At 42.2% G+C, this 17,321-nt stretch carries 18 protein-coding genes and 1 pseudogene; 4 read left to right on the forward strand and 15 right to left on the reverse strand.

Features of this window, described 5'->3' with window-relative positions; all coding sequences use genetic code 11:
- Positions 1-26: 26 nt before the first annotated feature.
- The 5 genes and pseudogenes from ABD010_RS06495 to ABD010_RS18325 form a co-directional block, all read right to left on the reverse strand.
- The gene (locus ABD010_RS06495) at positions 27-1,484 is read right to left on the reverse strand and encodes an aldehyde dehydrogenase family protein (protein ID WP_390350817.1); all 1,458 of its coding nucleotides are present in this window, start codon (positions 1,482-1,484) and stop codon (positions 27-29) included.
- 402 nt (positions 1,485-1,886) lie between these two features.
- Positions 1,887-2,492 carry a TasA family protein gene (locus ABD010_RS06500; protein ID WP_343811373.1) on the reverse strand — a complete coding sequence of 202 codons (606 nt, stop codon included), beginning with the start codon at positions 2,490-2,492 and terminating at the stop codon, positions 1,887-1,889.
- Between the two features lie 74 nt (positions 2,493-2,566).
- Entirely contained in the window at positions 2,567-3,145 is a 579-nt protein-coding gene (gene sipW, locus ABD010_RS06505; RefSeq protein ID WP_343811375.1) for a signal peptidase I SipW, read from the reverse strand.
- The gene (locus tag ABD010_RS06510; protein ID WP_343811377.1) at positions 3,142-3,486 is read right to left on the reverse strand and encodes a hypothetical protein; all 345 of its coding nucleotides are present in this window, start codon (positions 3,484-3,486) and stop codon (positions 3,142-3,144) included. Before ABD010_RS06510 ends, sipW begins: the two co-directional genes overlap by 4 nt.
- Before the next feature lie 27 nt (positions 3,487-3,513).
- Positions 3,514-3,732 (reverse strand): annotated as a pseudogene (locus tag ABD010_RS18325) (SipW-dependent-type signal peptide-containing protein); the annotation flags it as partial.
- A 264-nt stretch (positions 3,733-3,996) separates the two neighbouring features.
- Between ABD010_RS18325 and ABD010_RS06515 the strand changes: the two are divergent.
- The 3 genes from ABD010_RS06515 (at position 3,997) to ABD010_RS06525 (ending at position 6,953) form a co-directional block, all read left to right on the forward strand.
- Positions 3,997-4,350: a DUF1428 family protein gene (locus tag ABD010_RS06515; protein WP_343811379.1), complete on the forward strand. Its 354-nt coding sequence runs from the start codon at positions 3,997-3,999 to the stop codon at positions 4,348-4,350.
- A gap of 240 nt (positions 4,351-4,590) precedes the next feature.
- Positions 4,591-5,751, forward strand: coding sequence for a CaiB/BaiF CoA transferase family protein (locus tag ABD010_RS06520; protein WP_343811381.1), 1,161 nt, complete (start codon positions 4,591-4,593; stop codon positions 5,749-5,751).
- Positions 5,752-5,762: 11 nt separating this feature from the next.
- Positions 5,763-6,953: an acyl-CoA dehydrogenase family protein gene (locus ABD010_RS06525; protein WP_343811383.1), complete on the forward strand. Its 1,191-nt coding sequence runs from the start codon at positions 5,763-5,765 to the stop codon at positions 6,951-6,953.
- A 178-nt stretch (positions 6,954-7,131) separates the two neighbouring features.
- Here ABD010_RS06525 and ABD010_RS06530 read toward each other — a convergent pair whose 3' ends face one another.
- The 10 genes from ABD010_RS06530 to ABD010_RS06575 form a co-directional block, all read right to left on the reverse strand.
- Entirely contained in the window at positions 7,132-7,530 is a 399-nt protein-coding gene (locus ABD010_RS06530; RefSeq protein ID WP_343811385.1) for a VOC family protein, read from the reverse strand.
- A 134-nt stretch (positions 7,531-7,664) separates the two neighbouring features.
- Positions 7,665-8,180 (reverse strand): GrpB family protein, encoded by a 516-nt coding sequence (locus tag ABD010_RS06535; protein ID WP_343811387.1) that lies wholly within the window; start codon positions 8,178-8,180, stop codon positions 7,665-7,667.
- 106 nt (positions 8,181-8,286) lie between these two features.
- Positions 8,287-8,631 carry an ASCH domain-containing protein gene (locus tag ABD010_RS06540; protein WP_343811389.1) on the reverse strand — a complete coding sequence of 115 codons (345 nt, stop codon included), beginning with the start codon at positions 8,629-8,631 and terminating at the stop codon, positions 8,287-8,289.
- 150 nt (positions 8,632-8,781) lie between these two features.
- On the reverse strand, positions 8,782-9,303 hold the full coding sequence (locus ABD010_RS06545) for a DinB family protein (protein WP_343811391.1): 522 nt from the start codon (positions 9,301-9,303) through the stop codon (positions 8,782-8,784).
- Positions 9,304-9,451: 148 nt separating this feature from the next.
- Complete coding sequence (locus ABD010_RS06550) at positions 9,452-9,763, reverse strand: DUF3870 domain-containing protein (protein WP_343811393.1); 312 nt, start codon at positions 9,761-9,763, stop codon at positions 9,452-9,454.
- A gap of 21 nt (positions 9,764-9,784) precedes the next feature.
- Entirely contained in the window at positions 9,785-10,549 is a 765-nt protein-coding gene (locus ABD010_RS06555) for an IclR family transcriptional regulator (protein ID WP_343811395.1), read from the reverse strand.
- 83 nt (positions 10,550-10,632) lie between these two features.
- Positions 10,633-11,808 carry a saccharopine dehydrogenase family protein gene (locus ABD010_RS06560; protein WP_343811397.1) on the reverse strand — a complete coding sequence of 392 codons (1,176 nt, stop codon included), beginning with the start codon at positions 11,806-11,808 and terminating at the stop codon, positions 10,633-10,635.
- A gap of 109 nt (positions 11,809-11,917) precedes the next feature.
- Positions 11,918-13,414, reverse strand: a complete 1,497-nt coding sequence (locus ABD010_RS06565) for an aldehyde dehydrogenase family protein (protein WP_343811640.1) — start codon at positions 13,412-13,414, stop codon at positions 11,918-11,920.
- Between the two features lie 19 nt (positions 13,415-13,433).
- A complete protein-coding gene (locus tag ABD010_RS06570; protein WP_343811399.1) occupies positions 13,434-15,113 on the reverse strand; it encodes a thiamine pyrophosphate-binding protein in 1,680 nt (559 codons plus the stop codon).
- Positions 15,110-16,291, reverse strand: coding sequence for an aminotransferase class I/II-fold pyridoxal phosphate-dependent enzyme (locus ABD010_RS06575; RefSeq protein ID WP_343811401.1), 1,182 nt, complete (start codon positions 16,289-16,291; stop codon positions 15,110-15,112). Before ABD010_RS06575 ends, ABD010_RS06570 begins: the two co-directional genes overlap by 4 nt.
- Before the next feature lie 258 nt (positions 16,292-16,549).
- Between ABD010_RS06575 and kynB the strand changes: the two genes are divergently transcribed.
- The gene (gene kynB, locus ABD010_RS06580; protein ID WP_343811403.1) at positions 16,550-17,200 is read left to right on the forward strand and encodes an arylformamidase; all 651 of its coding nucleotides are present in this window, start codon (positions 16,550-16,552) and stop codon (positions 17,198-17,200) included.
- The last annotated feature ends 121 nt before the right edge of the window (positions 17,201-17,321 follow it).

Consider the following 17,321-nt stretch of genomic DNA (forward strand, 5'->3'; position numbering starts at 1 on the left):
AGTACTCTCGGGATTAATCCCAATACTTAGTATGGAAATTGACGCTGTCGGTAGTTAACCGAGATCCACTTCATGGTTGTAAATTCCTCCAGGCTCCATTCCCCGTTCAGCCGGCCAAGTCCTGATTGTTTTTCACCGCCGAATGCGACAATCGGTTCATCATTAATCGTAATGTCATTGACGTGGATCATACCGGTATGTACCTCTTTGGCCAATTGGACACCGCGCTCCCCGTCAGCTGTATGGACTGCTCCGCTGAGACCAAACTCGGTATTATTTGCAATCCGGATCGCATCTTCGTCTGTTTCGAACGGTATGACACTGACAACCGGTCCAAACATTTCTTCCTGGGCAACAGCCATATCCGGCGTAACATCGGTTAAAATCGTTGGTTCCACCATATTACCGGAGATCCTGCCTTTTAAAATAGGTGTAGCACCTTGTTCAATGCCTTTTTCAATGATTGATTCAAGTCTCTGTGCCGCATCCTCGTTGACGACAGGACCGATAACTGTATCCGGGTCACGCGGATCGCCGGTTTTCAAGGAAGAAATTTTCGTTTTATATTTGGTAATGAACGCTTCGTAAATAGCTTGATGGACAATAATCCGGTTGGCGGACATACAGATTTGTCCCTGATGCGTAAACCGACTGAAAGCTGCTGCGTTAACCGCATAATCTATATCAGCATCGTCAAGAATGATAAAAGCACTGTTACCACCCAATTCGAGAAGTGGTTTCTTGAAATGTTTAACCGCAACCTGGGCAATATGACGGCCAACATTGGTTGATCCAGTGAACGAAATGATACGTGGGATCGGATGCTCCACAAATGCATCACCGATTTCGCTGATATCAGTGACCACCACGTTGAACAATCCCTTTGGAACGCCTGCCTCTTCAAAAATCTTTGCAATAAGAGTACCGCCAACAATTGGTGTCTCCTCATGCGCTTTCAATACAACACCATTGCCCGCACCAATCGCCGGCCCAATCGATTTTACAGACAGGAAGAAAGGAAAGTTGAATGGACTGATTACACCAACCACACCTGCTGGCATGCAATACAGGCGATTTTCTTTTCCATCTTCCACAGACGGCAGGATTTTGCCCTGTTTTTTCAAAGGGAAAGTTGCTGCCTCCTTTAACATATCTTTGACAAGTCCAATTTCAAATGCAGCTTTTAAGCGTGTACCGCCCAGTTCATCTATAATAAATTCAGTAATATCATCCTCATGCTCCTCTACATATGAGGCAGCATTTTCAAGAATATCCCGCTGCTTGTATGGATTGATTTGATTCCACGCATCCATTCCTTCTTTTGCAGCCTGATAAGCAGCATCCACATCCTTTTTTCCAGCCATCTTGAACTCTGTAATTACCTCACCATTGTATGGATTATTATCAGCCAGTGTACGGTTGCTGTTTCCTTCACGCCATGTTCCGGCAATATACTGTTTGTTAATCGAATTAATGTCCAACACCATTTATCCTCCTTGGAATCAATTTCTATCAAAACTTTCAATTGAAATTTCACTTACATTAGAAAATTTAGTCGGCACCAATAGCCTTTATGTGACTACCTTAGTCGCATAAGATTTACATTCCCCCTATATACCAACACTTTCTTTCTTATCTGCCAACTAACTTTCCCTTTAGCCGTTATAAAATACGGTGTCTTCTCCGAATATTCATTTTACGAAATGTGGTTGATACTTTTCCATAACCGCCCATAAATGTTCTCAAACGATGATTTTTTCGTTTGCACCTGCAGCACAAAGACCGATTATCCTTAAAAATGGATAATCGGTCTGATTTGTCTTTTAATAATATTTTTTAGACAGATCATTTACGACAGTTTTAGCAGGATCATATCCTCCCAAGAGTTACTCATTAGGTAAACTTGTATCGCCATCTCCTTGCTTCGCATTAAATTTCCACTTAAGATTGACAGTATCTCCCTGGAACTGGTTTTGCGGTTCATCACTGTTAACAAATTCAAATTCAACTGCAAATAAGTTCTCTTCGCCTGATTTTAATCCGGCTCCATGACCATCAGCTTCCGGATCAATTACATTTTCTTCTACAAGGTTAAGCGGATTTTCCTTAAGTTCTGCCAATGTCGTTTCATAAACAACAGTATAACCTTTTGTGTCATTAATAAGGAAATTCAATTTAATTTGCTCACCAAAGTCACTTGTATTATCACCATTTACATCCGTTACAGTATATTCAGTATTCAGGATGATTTGGCTCATATCAAGGTTACCTATATTACTTAGTTCAAACTCCCGAACAACTTTGTCTCCCGGCTTCATACTATCCAAATTAATAATATTTGTTTTATTTGCGGAAAGATCCAAAGTCCCGGCAGCAAATGTATTATTCGTTACGACTTGATCACTGAAGTATGCGTATGTTCCTCCTCCTACCAATGATAGTCCGAGCGCTGCTGAAGCAATGCCTAAACCTATTTTCTTCTTTATGCCCATAAACTTTCCATTCCCCTTTCCTACCTAATCTTGGTATAGGTAATATTTAATATTTTGAACCCCTTACAAGGATATCAAGCGTCAGTTGATGATACTTTCTCTTTTTTCTTATGCCCGTCGATTTCTTTAAAAGCCCTCCAAATCATGATAACGGAATGAACGAGTAATAAAATCCCAGGCAGGATTACCAGTAGTGCGGTACCTTCCTTCGATTGTGCAAAGTGCATAAAATAGCCAACAAACGGGACTGTGAATCCGGTATAAACAGCTTCAACATTCTCCGGGGATACTGGTTTAAAGTCGCGATTGTCATTATTGTCCCCCTTTGTAATATATTTTGTTTGGCTGCCTGTACCCTTAACTTCATGAATACGGTGTGTAACGGTTGTTGTTTTGTCTGTCTTATATGTAATCACATCACCTTTATTTAGCTTTAAGACATGATTAACGGGTTTAACCGCAATAATCGATCCGGTTTGAAAAGTTGGCTCCATCGAACCTGATAAAACCACCTTAAACTGATAACCAAAAATGCTAGGTTCTCCACCAGAAGCCTTTGATGAAATAACCATAAAAATCATAAAAATTAATACGATAATTAAAAGAGTTGTCACTGCATTGCTTAACCATTTCTTAAGTGTACGGAATGTCATTTTTCACCCTCACTTTTACGCAGATTCTTTTTCTCTTTGTCTTTATCATTATTTTCATCCTGTTTCTTTTCTGCAGACTGACTGTTACTTTCTGATTCATTATTAATGGACTCTTGGGTGTCATCTTCCTTTTTTGAAGTTTCTTTATCTGTGCCAGTTTTTTGGTCCTTTGGTTCCGCTGTTTCATCCTGTTTTATTTTTTTCTTCTCCGTGTTGTCTTTGTTCTTTGGATGGTCCTGTTTCTCAGTATTTGTCTGCTTCGTTTCTTTATCGGTTATTTTTTTACTTTCTTGTTTGTCTTTATCGGTTGCTTTTTTATTTTCTTGTTTGACCGGCTCCACTTCCTCCTTCTCAACCTCCCAGGTCCCCACTGTAATCGTACCGGAGGCTGTTTCTGTATCGGTAAAGTAAGCATTAGTTGGGGTTGTAATATTTATGAAACCGGTTAATGTAATTAAAAAGATAATGCCTAATTGGAGGCAAAGGATAGAAAACCAGTTTTTGTGTATAAAGGTTTTGAAGTTCTTTCGTTTAAAGATTTTTTGATTCCTCCTTCTTACAAGAAAACAAAGAATGAATAACAGCAGTTTCTCTTAAAATTACAATTCGTGGTTTTAATGCATATTCCTTTATTTTATTTCAAAAAATTACAAAATGAATAAATAGTACCCCTTATTTTATAAATAGTGCTTTGTATCTATGTTCCAGGAAGTCCTTCGTTTAAATTACATTCATTTAACCCCTTATAATTCTAGTTTTCTGTCGACAAGGAGAATTTTTTCTGTAAAAATGAAGGATTTTCGAAGGATGTATTGAATTACTGTATATAGCAGGATTGATGAGGTGATTACATGTATACCGTAATATATCTGTATCGGGTGAAGCAGGAGAAAATCCAAAAGTTTATTGATATTAATGAAAAGGCAAGTGAAATATATCTGTCAAGCGGAGCACTGGAGGACATGACTTATTTGGCGGATGATCTTGATGGAAACCACGGATGCATGGGGCTGTTCGATGTGATCGATGTGGCGGATGATGAATCTGTCATATTCGGGCAGTCTGTTTTCCGTAACAGATCCCACTATGATGAAGTAATGGAACAAATTGATAATGATTCGGAAGTCAAACAACTTTTTGATGAGATGAGGGATACAATTGACATGTCGAGGGTTATCACGTCAACTTTTTCAACTGAGCTGTAAGTTTTTGTTTACAAATTTTTCAGAATACTATATAATGAATATAGAATCATGTGAAGACGCTGCCACGTCCACCTAACATGATCATGATCGATTCCACAATACAAATACTGTGCTGCCTAATCTGTTTACAGTTCGAACCCCAGTTCTGTTCCAGCGGATAAAAAGCCAGTTCAATTTGACTCCGGAGAATTCTCCGGTCATGTTGAAGTGGTTTATTTTAATTTGGAGAGGAGTGATGTTGTGTCTGGAGCACTCGAAAATATCAAAGTGCTTGATTTGTCGCGCGTGCTCGCAGGTCCGTACTGTACGATGATTCTTGGCGATCTTGGTGCGGAAGTCATTAAAGTGGAAGCTCCCGGTGGAAGTGATGAAACCCGGAAATGGGGGCCCCCTTTTCAAAATGATGTCAGTGCTTACTACCTTTGTGCAAACCGGAACAAAAAAAGCATCACGGTGGATTTAAAGAGTGATGAAGGTGTAGAGATTATTAAATCACTCGTAAATGAAAGCGATGTCATCATTAATAACTTTAAATCAGGAACAATGGAACGGTTCGGCATTGACTACGATACGCTCGCCAAAATAAACCCGGGTATTGTGTACTGCTCGATTACCGGGTTCGGGGAGACTGGTCCCTACAAGGATTTTCCCGGTTATGATTTTATTATCCAGGCAATGAGTGGGTTGATGAGCATTACCGGTGACAAGGAATCCGGTCCACAAAAGCTCGGTGTGGCCATTACGGATATTTTAACAGGGTTGTACGCATGCGTTGGAATTCAGGGCGCACTGCTGGAACGAACACAATCCGGCAAAGGACAAAAGCTGGACATTTCCCTTTACGATGCTGCTGTAAGTTCGCTCGTAAATATTGGCAGCAACTATTTGATGTCCGGAAAAATTCCGGCGCGGCTTGGCAATCATCATGCCAACATTGTTCCTTACCAGACATTTCAGACCATGGATGGGGAGATGGTAATTGCTGTTGGCAACGATAATCAGTTCAACATGCTTTGCACGCTCCTGGGCAAACCGGAATATGCAGCGGATGAACGTTTCCAGACCAACCCGGATCGTGTGGCAAACCGTGATGTATTAATTCCGCTATTGCAAGATGAATTTTTACAAAAACCGACCGACTACTGGCAGGAAAAGTGTCAGGAAAACAAAATCCCATGCGGGCCGATTCAGACGATTGATGAGGTGGCGGACGATCCGCAGCTGAATGCACGCGACATGTTTATCAAAAGCGAGCATCCTACTGCGGGGCCGATTCAAATGATTGGCAGTCCATTGAAATTATCACGGTCACCATTCCAGCTGAATCATCATCCGCCAGACCCCGGAGAACATACAGAGGAAATTTTAAACCAATTAGGCTTAACCAACAAAAATAATTAGGAGTTGATACAATGGATTTTAATTTCTCAGAGGAACAGGAAATGCTCAGAAATACCGTCAGAAGCTTTGTCGATAAGGAGATCATGCCAAATATCGCGGAATGGGACAGGGAAGGAAAATTTGACCCAGCTATTATGGGACGGCTCGCCAACCTCGGCTTAATGGGCGTCTGTATCCCGGAAAGATACGGCGGCAGCGGCATGGATTATAATTCACTTGCCATTGTATGTGAAGAACTGGAGCGCGGCGATACAGCTTTCCGTACTTCTGTATCTGTTCATACAGGCTTAAACAGCATGTCCATTTTACAGTGGGGAACGGAAGAACAAAAGCAGAAATACCTAACCCCACAGGCAAAAGGTGAAAAAGTTGGCGCCTTTGGACTGACCGAACCTGGTGCCGGCTCTGATGTTGTCGCATTGCGAACCACTGCTAAAAAAGACGGTGATCATTATATTTTAAACGGGCAAAAATCATGGATCTCACTCTGTGACAGTGCCGACCATTTTCTGGTTTTTGCGTATACCGACAAGGAGAAAAAACACCACGGGATTTCAGCATTTATTGTAGAGCGGACGTTTGAAGGCTTCTCCTCAAAAGCGACGAAAGGAAAACTCGGAATTCGTTCCGGAAATACCGGGGAATTATTTTTTGACAATGTAAAAGTGCCGAAAGAAAACCTGCTTGGTGAGGAAGGTGAAGGCTTCAAGATTGCAATGGCCTCATTGGACAATGGCAGATTCACCGTTGCCGCCGGTGCAGTCGGGCAAATCAGAGCATGCCTTGAAGCAAGCGTAAAATACTGTCATGAGCGGGAAACGTTTGGAAAGCCGATCGGTCAGCATCAGCTCGTGAAACAGATGATCGCCAACATGGAAGCAGGGCTGCAAATGAGCAGTTTACTCGTCTATCGTGCTGGTGAATTAAAAAATGAAGGAAAGCGGAACACACGCGAAACATCTATCGCCAAATGGCAGGCATGTGATTTTGCCAACAAAGCTGCCGATGATGCTGTTCAGGTGCACGGTGCATATGGATATTCCGATGAATACCCGGTTGAACGGTACTTGCGCAACTCAAAAGCTCCGGTTATTTACGAGGGAACACGTGAAGTTCACACGTTAATGCAGGCGGATTATGTCCTTGGTTATCGTCAGGATAAACAACTGAACAACATGCTGCCAGCTTGGGAAGGAAAATAAATTCCAGGGATTTTTTCATGTATTTTGAACGAAACAAAGCGTATTTCTATTAATGGAAATACGCTTAAGTTCGATGCGCAAAAAACTGATACCGTCTATAACCCGCGTATCCGAAAAACTGGTATACGGAATAGTCGGTGTCAATGGCGTATTGCCAGCACTGGCTAAGGAAGCTAGATCACTCTGGTAAATTCAGCTGCCAGGATATGCCAAACTGATCATTCAACCATCCGAACTTTTTGCTGAATCCATAGTTATCTATTGGCATGAGTGCTATGCCATTTTGCATCATTTTATGATAAAGAGTGTCGATTTCTTCTTCGGTTTCACACGTAAGATAGATAGAAAAAGACGGTGTAAATGTAAACTCATGATCAATATGACTGTCGATACACATGAATTCCTGTCCCTTTAACGAGAATACAGCCTGCATAACTGTACCTTCTTCACCAGGACCCTCAACCCCGTATCGAGTAATGCTTTTAATTTCAGAATCCTCAATGAGTGATGTATAGTAGTTTATGGCTTCTTCTGCCCTGCCACCTTGAAACATTAAAAACGGTGTAACTTTTTCCATTATAGCGCATCCTTTCCCATGTTTTTTAACCTTCGTATCACTGTTGCTTATCTAGTCGTCTATAACAAAATGCCACTAGAGCAATGCTGACGCCGTTTCTTATTATAATTAAGCGCCTGAATATCTGACAACGACTAAGGTTGTTGGTTTTCAAACCAATTTAACGCCCTCTGTTCCAATTCCTTCACGAAAGATTTTTTTGCTTTGCTGTAAAAAGATGTATCATCATATCGTTGGGCCAGTTCCTCTTTCAAGCATTTATATCTTTCAATTTCATCGGAATGTGTTCTTAAATAATCTCGTAAAATCAGATGTCGTTTAATTTGAGGGTTGTCATACTGATAAACATGAATATGATGGGTTCTGTTCTCTCCACCTTTGCGAAATAATCGTCTCCCTTGTATCCCCCATTCACCAGCAACATCGTATCCAAGCAAATGCATCTGCTCATTAAATGAATCGATTTTCTTAATATCTTTCACAAGACACATCATATCAATAACAGGCTTTGCCTTCATGCCTGGAACAGAGGTGCTTCCAAAATGTTCAAATTTGATTATTTCATCCCCGAATATTCCTTTTAAAAATTGAGCCTCATCCTGAAACATGTGACCCCAATTTTTATCATACTCTGACAGTCGAACTTTCAAATAAATACCCCTTGGCACAGTACTTTCATTTGATAATGCCTTTAAGCACAATCCCATTCTTCATTTCCAAATTACTTCAGTATCTTCGCCCCGTTGCAGAACAGTATTACCTGTCTAACTTAATAGATATTGCTAATGTACCCCACTTCTTTTCTTTTTCCGGAGTATATATTTTATATGTATTTTCCACCATTTCTTCAACAGAGCCGCCAGCAGCATCTAAATCCATCGACGGGATATCCTCATACATTTCTTTGAATGTATGATAGACTTTTAAACCTATAACTTTCACTATTAAAGTATCATTTTCGTCAGGAACTTTAACAAAGTCAATTTTATCTCCAATTTTTAATTTTCTTCTCTTTTCGTCATTCAAACGTACTTCGACTGTTTTTCTGCCTGATTTTATTGAGTTAAATGGTGTTTCAAATAATCTCATCTTGTGAATCACGATTTATCACCCGTAACGTTACTATTTTTCTACTTGACCTATACAATACTCAATTTAAAAACGCTATAACCTTCATTGAAAATACTGACCACTCATTTAGCTTGCATTTCCAATCAATAAGCCAAATGATGTAATACGCACCAATCCTTATTAACGTATAGCGCCTGATTGTTTTAAATATAGGTAAAGACCATAATCTGTTGGTACAGAAGCATAACCCATCTGTCTTAGCATAGCTGTAATATTACCACGATGATATGTTCCATGGTTAACGACATGAGGGACTTGCTCGAACACACTGGTTTCCATGATGTCACCATTCGGATTCGCAATCTTGAGGGACTTATCTGAACTTTCCAATTGGCTAAAGAACAACCTATATCGCTCTGATAGATTAAGAAACATCGCTTCCATTTCCTCTAAGTTTTTTGACTCCGTTTCTTCTTTTAATTGCTTTTGCAACTCCAATGAATAACCCATCTCCTTACCGGAAAAAACCTCTATCCAGCCGAGATCAGAAAGATAAACGTGAGCTAAAACACTAGATATCGAGGAAAATACACTCTGAATTTCTTTATAATACACATCCTTTGGAAGCTCTTTTAGTCGATTGAAAATTTGTCCATTTGCCCATTTATTATACTCATATAACTTTAATTCAAGCCGTTCCATTTAATTTTTCTTCCTTTCATCTTTAATCTAACGCCAGTTCAATTATACACTACTACTTTTATTAATAGTAAAATGAAAATAGATTTACCCTTTTTAAGTTCTTTCAAATAATTACCTCCCACCAGAAAATAACAACTGGTGAGAGGTTTTATTTTTTGGCAAACTCATCATATTGTTTATACAAATCTTTTAAGGCCGATTCTAATGCATTTCCGGCTTTTCCAAGATAATGCTCTTTTACCACCTGGACAGGCTCATCAATTCCATCCTGCAGACTGTGCCCTCTCAGGAGTTGCTGTACAAACTCACGGCCGTGCAGCGTTGCAAGTGTACAGCCAGCTGTTACGATCACACCATATTTCTTATCAATTTCAGCGGTAATCGTTAATGTTTCATAAATACTTTTGGCTGCCATACCGGATGGGAGCCGTGCATGTCCAGCAATAAATACGGTATTCATTAGTAGATCCACCTCTCACCTTTAAAAATCAGACCTTTTGTAACCAAGTTGTCCGGAAATCGCTTTTGCAGTTTGTTTTGACTTTGTTTTTATCCACTCCAGATTTTCACCTTCAAAATGACTGGACAAACCGCTGACAGCCAGGGCAGCAACAACCTCATTGCGATAATCATATACCGGATAGGAAATACCGGTTGTATCGGCATCCTGCTCCCCGATACTATAAGCATACCTGTTTTCGCGGATTTTTTCCAATTGATCTATTAATTCCTGTTTATCAACTGATTGATTGTTCCGATAAAAGGTGTCTGCAGCCAAAATCTCATGCTGCTGTTCCGGCGGCAAATTTGCCAGCAGCATTTTGGGGCCAGATCCTGCATACAAAGGTGAGCTTTTGCCAACTCGTGTGTTAAGACGAAGCGCTCTGGAACTGTCCACTTTTTCAATGTATGTGGCTTCATTCTGATTCACAATAACCAGGTGGATTACTTCGTTAATTTCCTGAGCCAGTTGTTGCATGTACGGCAACGCGATGGTTCGTACCTCGAGCTGATCCGAGACAATTTGCCCCAGTTCAAGCAGTTTCAGACCAAGGCGATACCTGCTGTCATGCTCATTTTCTTTTGTTTTGTATAAAACATCACTTTCTTCCAGTGCAGCTAACAGCCGATATGCTGTCGGCTTTGGAATATCTGCTTTAGTCGCTATTTCTCGTAACGTCAATTCCGGTGTATCCACCGAAAAAAAGTTGAGTAGTTTTAAAGCCTTCATCACACTCTGGTTCATAGTAGGTACTCCTTGCTGTAATTTCTTCTGTATTTATAGAAAGTTGAGGCTGCCGCAATAAAGGACAACCTCAATTTCATTAATTAAATGCTGACTTTATCTTTTTCGGCTGTTAGTTCTGATTCGTGAATCATAACTCCGCGTTTTTCCATTTCCTTCATGTAAGGTTTTCCGGGGACACATTGCTCCGGTGGGAAAACACCTCGTTTTGTAATGGTGCCATTTCCAATCATCTGAGCGACTGCCGAAATAGTATTTGCGGTTGCTCTAGCCATCGCCGTAACATTGTTTTTCCTGTCTTTATATGTTGTCATTTCATAAACATATGTTTTCAGTTTTCCGTCTTTTTCTCCGCTCACTTTTATCCTCAGCAGCACCGCATCATCTTTATCCTTCAAATCGACAATCGGGTCAAGCACTTTTAAAAGTACTTCCCTCGGATTGACTGTTTGCCCGTTTACATCCACTTCATAATCCATGCGGGTTAAATTCAGATCGACAAGCAGTTTGAATTTTTCGGCATGACCCGGATACCGAATTGTTTTGTATTCCAGCGTTTTTAATTGCGGATACGAGATAGATAGTGTTGATGTTCCCCCTGATGTGTGAAAAGCTTCAAGCGGACCAAATTTTTCAAAGTGTACCCGCTCCACTTCAGATAAAGATGAAATTTCCTGTTTGATTCCATCACGAATAATCAGGGCGGGATCTGTATAATGATCAAATACCCCTTCCATGGAAAATACGTGATTATACTCAAATGGCGGTTCCGGCCGAACAGGAATGCCACCGACATATAATTTAATTTCTTCCAGTTTATCAAGTTGGCCGGCACCATGACCGGACAGAATATTGATCATGCCGGGTGCAACACCCAAGTCTGGAATAAGCGTAACACCAGCTTCAGCAGCTTCTTCCTTCAGTTCCAGAACACGATCGGTCATATGGCCAATGTGACCGCCTAAATCGACCGAATTCACGCCAACTTTAATGGCTGTTTTAGCGACAACTTCATTAAATGAATAGAATAACGCATTGATAATAACGTCAAACTGGCGCATATAGTTTGCAAGATCCTGTTCATCTTTGGCATTCACTTTATAAGCTGTCAATTTAGGGGAATTCAACTGTTCACATACTTGTTGTGCCCTTTCCAGATCAATATCCGCCAAACCGACAGCGGTAACTCCATCACTTCCTGCCAAATCCCGTGCTGCTTCTTTCCCCATTAATCCGGATCCCAATACACCTATTTTCATCAATCATCCACTCCTTCAAATAATTTAATCTGTCTTGGTTGCCCCTTTCTTTGGATAGGTCATTTTTGTGCGCAGGCCGCCACGCTGAACGGGAACCTGCGCTTTTTCCCTACTCAACATCAATTTGAGCGCGTTGCAGTTTTCCGCTGTAATCGATATAGACAGCTTTCCACTCAGTGAATACATCGAGTGCCTGCACCCCTGAGTCACGGTGGCCATTTCCGGTTCCTTTCGTTCCGCCAAATGGCAAATGAATTTCGGCCCCGGTCGTACCTGCGTTGACATACACAATCCCTGTATCCAGATCCCGCTGCGCCTGGAACACACGGTTGGCATCCGTTGTAAAGATGGAGCTCGATAGACCGAATGAAACGCCGTTGTTTACTTCGATTGCTTCCTCAAAACTTTTCACCGGAATCAACGAAATAACCGGACCGAAGATTTCTTCCTGGGAAATACGCATATCGGCTGTACAATCCGTAAACAGGGTTGGTGCAAAATAATGCCCTTCTGCATACTTGCCGTCATCCAGGACATAACCGCCGGCAATCATTTTCGCCCCTTCTTCCTTGCCAATTTGAATATATTTTTGAATCTTTTCCAGACCAGCCTTATTAATAATCGGACCGACCTTGTTTGATTCATCCAGTCCATCGCCTATGGTAAGTTTTTCAATTTCAGCAAGCAGACGCTCTTCAAGACGTTCTTTTATATCTTCATGGACAATCACCCTGCTGGCCGCGGTACATCGTTGACCACTCGTTCCATAGGCACTCCAGAGAATCCCTTCCACCGCCAGATCAAGGTCAGCATCATCCATAACTGTGATTGCATTTTTACCGCCCATCTCAAGGGATACCTTTTTCAGTTGCTTGCCGCATTCACTGGCAATATTACGGCCAGTTTCATTGGATCCGGTAAATGAGATAACCCGGATATCATCATGGTGCACCATTGCATCACCAACTGCTGATCCCTTGCCAAACACCACATTCAGGACACCTCTTGGCAAGCCGGCTTCCTCAAGAATCTTCGCCAGTTCATAAGCCAAAATCGGAGTTTCAGTCGCTGGTTTCCAGATAACCGCATTACCGGCAACAATGGCCGGAAAGGATTTCCAAGTAGCAATTGCAATCGGGAAGTTCCAAGGCGTGATAATTCCAACAACGCCAACTGGTGCACGCTGACTCATGGAAAATTTATTAGGCAGCTCTGCTGGAGTTGTGTGACCAAACAGACGGCGGCCCTCACCAGCCATATAAAAGGCCATATCAATACCTTCCTGTACTTCACCGCGTGCCTCTTCAAGCACTTTGCCATTTTCCATCGTCAATAATTGCGCAAGCCGCTCCTTCCGTTCCTTCATCATCTGACCTGCCTTAAACAGTACCTCAGCACGCTGAGGAGCAGGTACAAGCGCCCATTTTTTTTGTGCTTTTTTGGCAGTCTGAACCGCCTTATCAACGTCTTCTGCACCTGAGAGCGGAACGTCAACAATCGTTTTCCCGTTTGCCGGATTGATTACAGCTGTATAATCCTTTCCTTTTACCCATTCGCCATTAATAAAATTTTTCAGTTTCTCTGTCGTAAGCAGTGCTTCTGTCATCATAAATACCTCCCAGAAATTAGTGTTTTCCTTTCGCTCTGTCGCGAATTTGCGTAATGGTCGATGATACGGAAATCTGTTCTTTATCGGTTAAAATTTCAATCACGCACGGTTTCCCATTTTCAAGCGCTTGCTTAAACGCTTGTGCAAACGCTTCGGCTGTGCTTACCTGATAGCCATGTGCACCAACACTTTCCGCCATATCCTTAAAAGAAACATTGCCTAAATCGGTACCAATCACTTTTTCCGGATAATGCATTTCCTGGTGCATCCGGATCGTTCCATACATCTGATTATTAAAGACCAGACTAATGATTGGAATGTTGCATCGGACCGCTGTTTCCAGCTCCTGAAATGTCATCATAAAGCCGCCATCACCGGAAAGGGAAACAACTGGTTTATTCGGAAAGGAAAGCTTGGCTCCAAGTGCTGCCGGCATTCCATACCCCATCGCTCCTGAAGTCGGACCTACGTACGTATGATTTTTTTTGAAGGGATAGAAGGCGTGCAGCCATCCCGCAAAATTTCCAGCGTCATTGGTCAGCAGCGCATGTTCCGGCAATGCCTTTTCGACCATTGCTATAATATGCTTGTTAACCACATCATTATGCGAAATATCCAGCGTGCTCACACTCTCATAAGCATCTCGCCGTTCTGCTGCCCAGTTTCCCCATGAACGCTGTGCTTCCATTTCCACCATCACTTGTAATGCTTCCTGAAGATCAGCGACAATCCCAGCATCAGGGGCATACACTTTCCCAATTGAGTTATGATCGATATCAACATGAATCAGTTTTTTATCCGGTGTGATGATTGTATAATCCTGTGTGGTAACTTCGGACAGCCGTGTCCCCAAGGCCAGTATCACATCTGCATCGTGTACTGTCTTTAGCAGCTTCTGGTTGGTTCCGAGTCCGAGATGACCTGCATACAGCGGATGATCATTCGGAAAACAATCATGTCTTCGAAAAGCGGCCATAACCGGGATGGAAAACTTTTCAGCAAACTTAATGAGTGCCCCCTCCGCTTGTGAGCTTTTTACACCGCCGCCTGCAATAATCAAAGGCTTTTCGGCTGTCAAAAGAACTGTTTCAACATTTTTCATTTCCTGTTCAGACGGCTTTGGCTTTGGCTTCACTACAGCAGGGCCAAAATGCATTTTCGTTTCTACCGGGAGGACATCTTCCGGCAGGGACACCACAACGGGACCGGGCCTGCCTGTCTGTGCAATCCGAAGTGCACGCTGAACCAGCTCAGGCATGCGTTCCGGATCGTTCACTTCCACCGTCCATTTGGCAATATGACCGAAAAATCGGTCCAGGTCCACTTCCTGGAAACCTTCCCTCCCCCTGAACCTGCTATGTACCTGCCCCAAGAACACAACCATTGGCGTCGAGTCCTGATAAGCTGTATGAACACCGATTGAAAGATTGGCTGCGCCGACACCCCTGGTAGCAAAGACAATCCCGGGTTTTAAGGATGACTTTGCATAACCTTCCGCCATAAACGCTGCACCACTTTCATGCCTTGCTGATAAAACCCGAATGGCTTCTTCGTCATGCAGTGCATCCAATACCGGCAGATAACTCTCACCGGGTACACAAAACACATTGGAGATTCCTTCTATATTCAAACACTTTACAATTGCCTGTGCAGCCGTAGTCGTTTCGGTTTTGCCGGTTACCTGTGAAGTATTCATCCATTTGTCACCTCCTTTAAATCTAGCGCTTTTATTCTGTTTATCACTTCATCCAATCTGTTTTTTCCGACAGATAGTGATATTCGGACATAACCTTCTCCTTGTGAACCGAATGCGTTGCCCGGGGTTACAATGACCCCTGCTTCATTTAATAATTTCCCGGCAAACTCCATTGAGGTATACCCGTTCGGAATTTTAACCCAAAGAAAAATCGTTCCATTCGGCTGATCCGCCTGCAATCCCATTTCAGACAGGGCGTCGTGCAGTTTTTCCATCCTTTCCTGATAGATTTTATTGTTTGCTGCAGACGCTGAGAAATCACTTGTTAAAGCAGCAGCGGCAGCCCTCTGAACAGGCAGAAACTGACTTGTATCAATATTGCTTTTCAAGGCAGACAGCGCTTGAACAACCTCTTTATTACCAACCATGTAGCCAATCCGCCAGCCGGTCATCGAAAAACTTTTTGATAATGATCCGAATTCAACAGCAGTTTCTTTCGCATTCGGTACCTGCAGAACACTCGGCGATTGATAGCCATTAAAGGTAACCATGTCATATGCAGCATCATGCACAAGCAGCATATGATTTTTTTCGGCAAAAGTAATCGCTTTCAAAAAAGTGTCTAAATGAACCGTCGCTGCAGTCGGATTGGCGGGATAATTTAAAAACATTGCCTTTGCTGTTTGAGCAGTTGAAGCGTCAACTTGATTAAATAACGGAACATAGCCATCCGTATGATCAAGCGGTAATGAAACACTCTTTCCGCCTGCCAGCTGGACAGCTGTGCGGTAAACCGGATAACCGGGATCAGGTACAAGAACGCTATCATCTGGATTAATCACCGCATGCATAAGGTTGGCTATTCCTTCTTTGGACCCGATAACAGCCAACACCTCTGTGTCCGGATCAAGGTCCACATTGTACTGATTCTTGTAAAATCCAGCCACTGCTTCCCTGTATTCCTGACAGCCGCTATAAGTAGAATACCGGTGATTCTCCGGTTTTTGTGCTTCTTCAGCTAACTTATCAACGACAAACTGTGGAGCTGGTAAATCCGGTGCGCCTATGCCCAAATCGATAACATCCATCCCCTCCGCCTCGAGTTTCTTTTTTTTCTGTTGAAACTCAGAAAACAAATATGGCGGCAGATTTTTCACTTTGTCAGAAACAAAAGCCATCTCTCACCCACCTGTTTCATTTATTGAAATGCCATTTCATATCCATCTTAAGTATAAACTAACTGCATAAAATTTTCAATTGTTTCAAATAGACAGATTAATTTTATAGCATCAAATATTAATAAAAGTAACAAAGTGACTGATAAACGCACAAAACTGGCTGATACACTTCACGATTAATTCACACTACAATCCCCGTACAATCATTGTTATGATATAGATAGAAAAATACGGACAAAAAAGGAGATCATTTTACACATGAAACATTCACAGTGGATTGATATTTCACAGCCGTTAACAAACGACATGGCCCATTTTCCGGGTGATAGCCCGTACAACTATTCACTGACCTATGCCAAAAAAGATGGAGGACCGGCGAATGTCGGTCAAATGACAGCCAGTCTGCATACCGGTACCCATGTCGATGCTCCTTTTCACTATGATTCTGAAGGGGAAACCATTGAACAGCTCCCCCCTGACCTGTACATTGGTCAAGCAAAAGTTATCGATGTCAGTCATACCGAAACCATTACCGCTGATGTACTGAGCTCTTTTGATTTTGAAGGGATAAGCCGGGTACTGTTGCATACGTCGCTGCCAAACAATCCAAAGCATTTTCCGGAAGAAATCCCGGAGTTGAACCCTGACATTGCTGATTTTTTACACGTAAAAGGTATAAAATTACTTGGTGTTGATATGCCCTCGGTTGATGCACCAGACAGCAAAGAATTGGCAACACATCATGCACTGCATGCAAACGGGATTTATATACTGGAAAACCTGATGCTCGATGGGGTGCACCCTGGCACATACGAGTTAATCGCCTTACCACTCGCACTTCATGGCGCTGACGGCAGTCCGGTTCGCGCCGTTTTGAAACCGCTGGAAGAAAACAGAAACGAAGACTGACAAAGATATTGAAAGAATATCATTCGTGCTGCCGGAAGCTTGGCTGACTGTTAACCGAAAGATGATTTCGATCGTTACTTCTCCCTGAGTTATCGGATCTGCGGTCAAGGATTTGATTCTG

This window comes from Virgibacillus siamensis (assembly GCF_039522605.1).
GTDB lineage: Bacteria > Bacillota > Bacilli > Bacillales > Amphibacillaceae > Lentibacillus > Lentibacillus siamensis.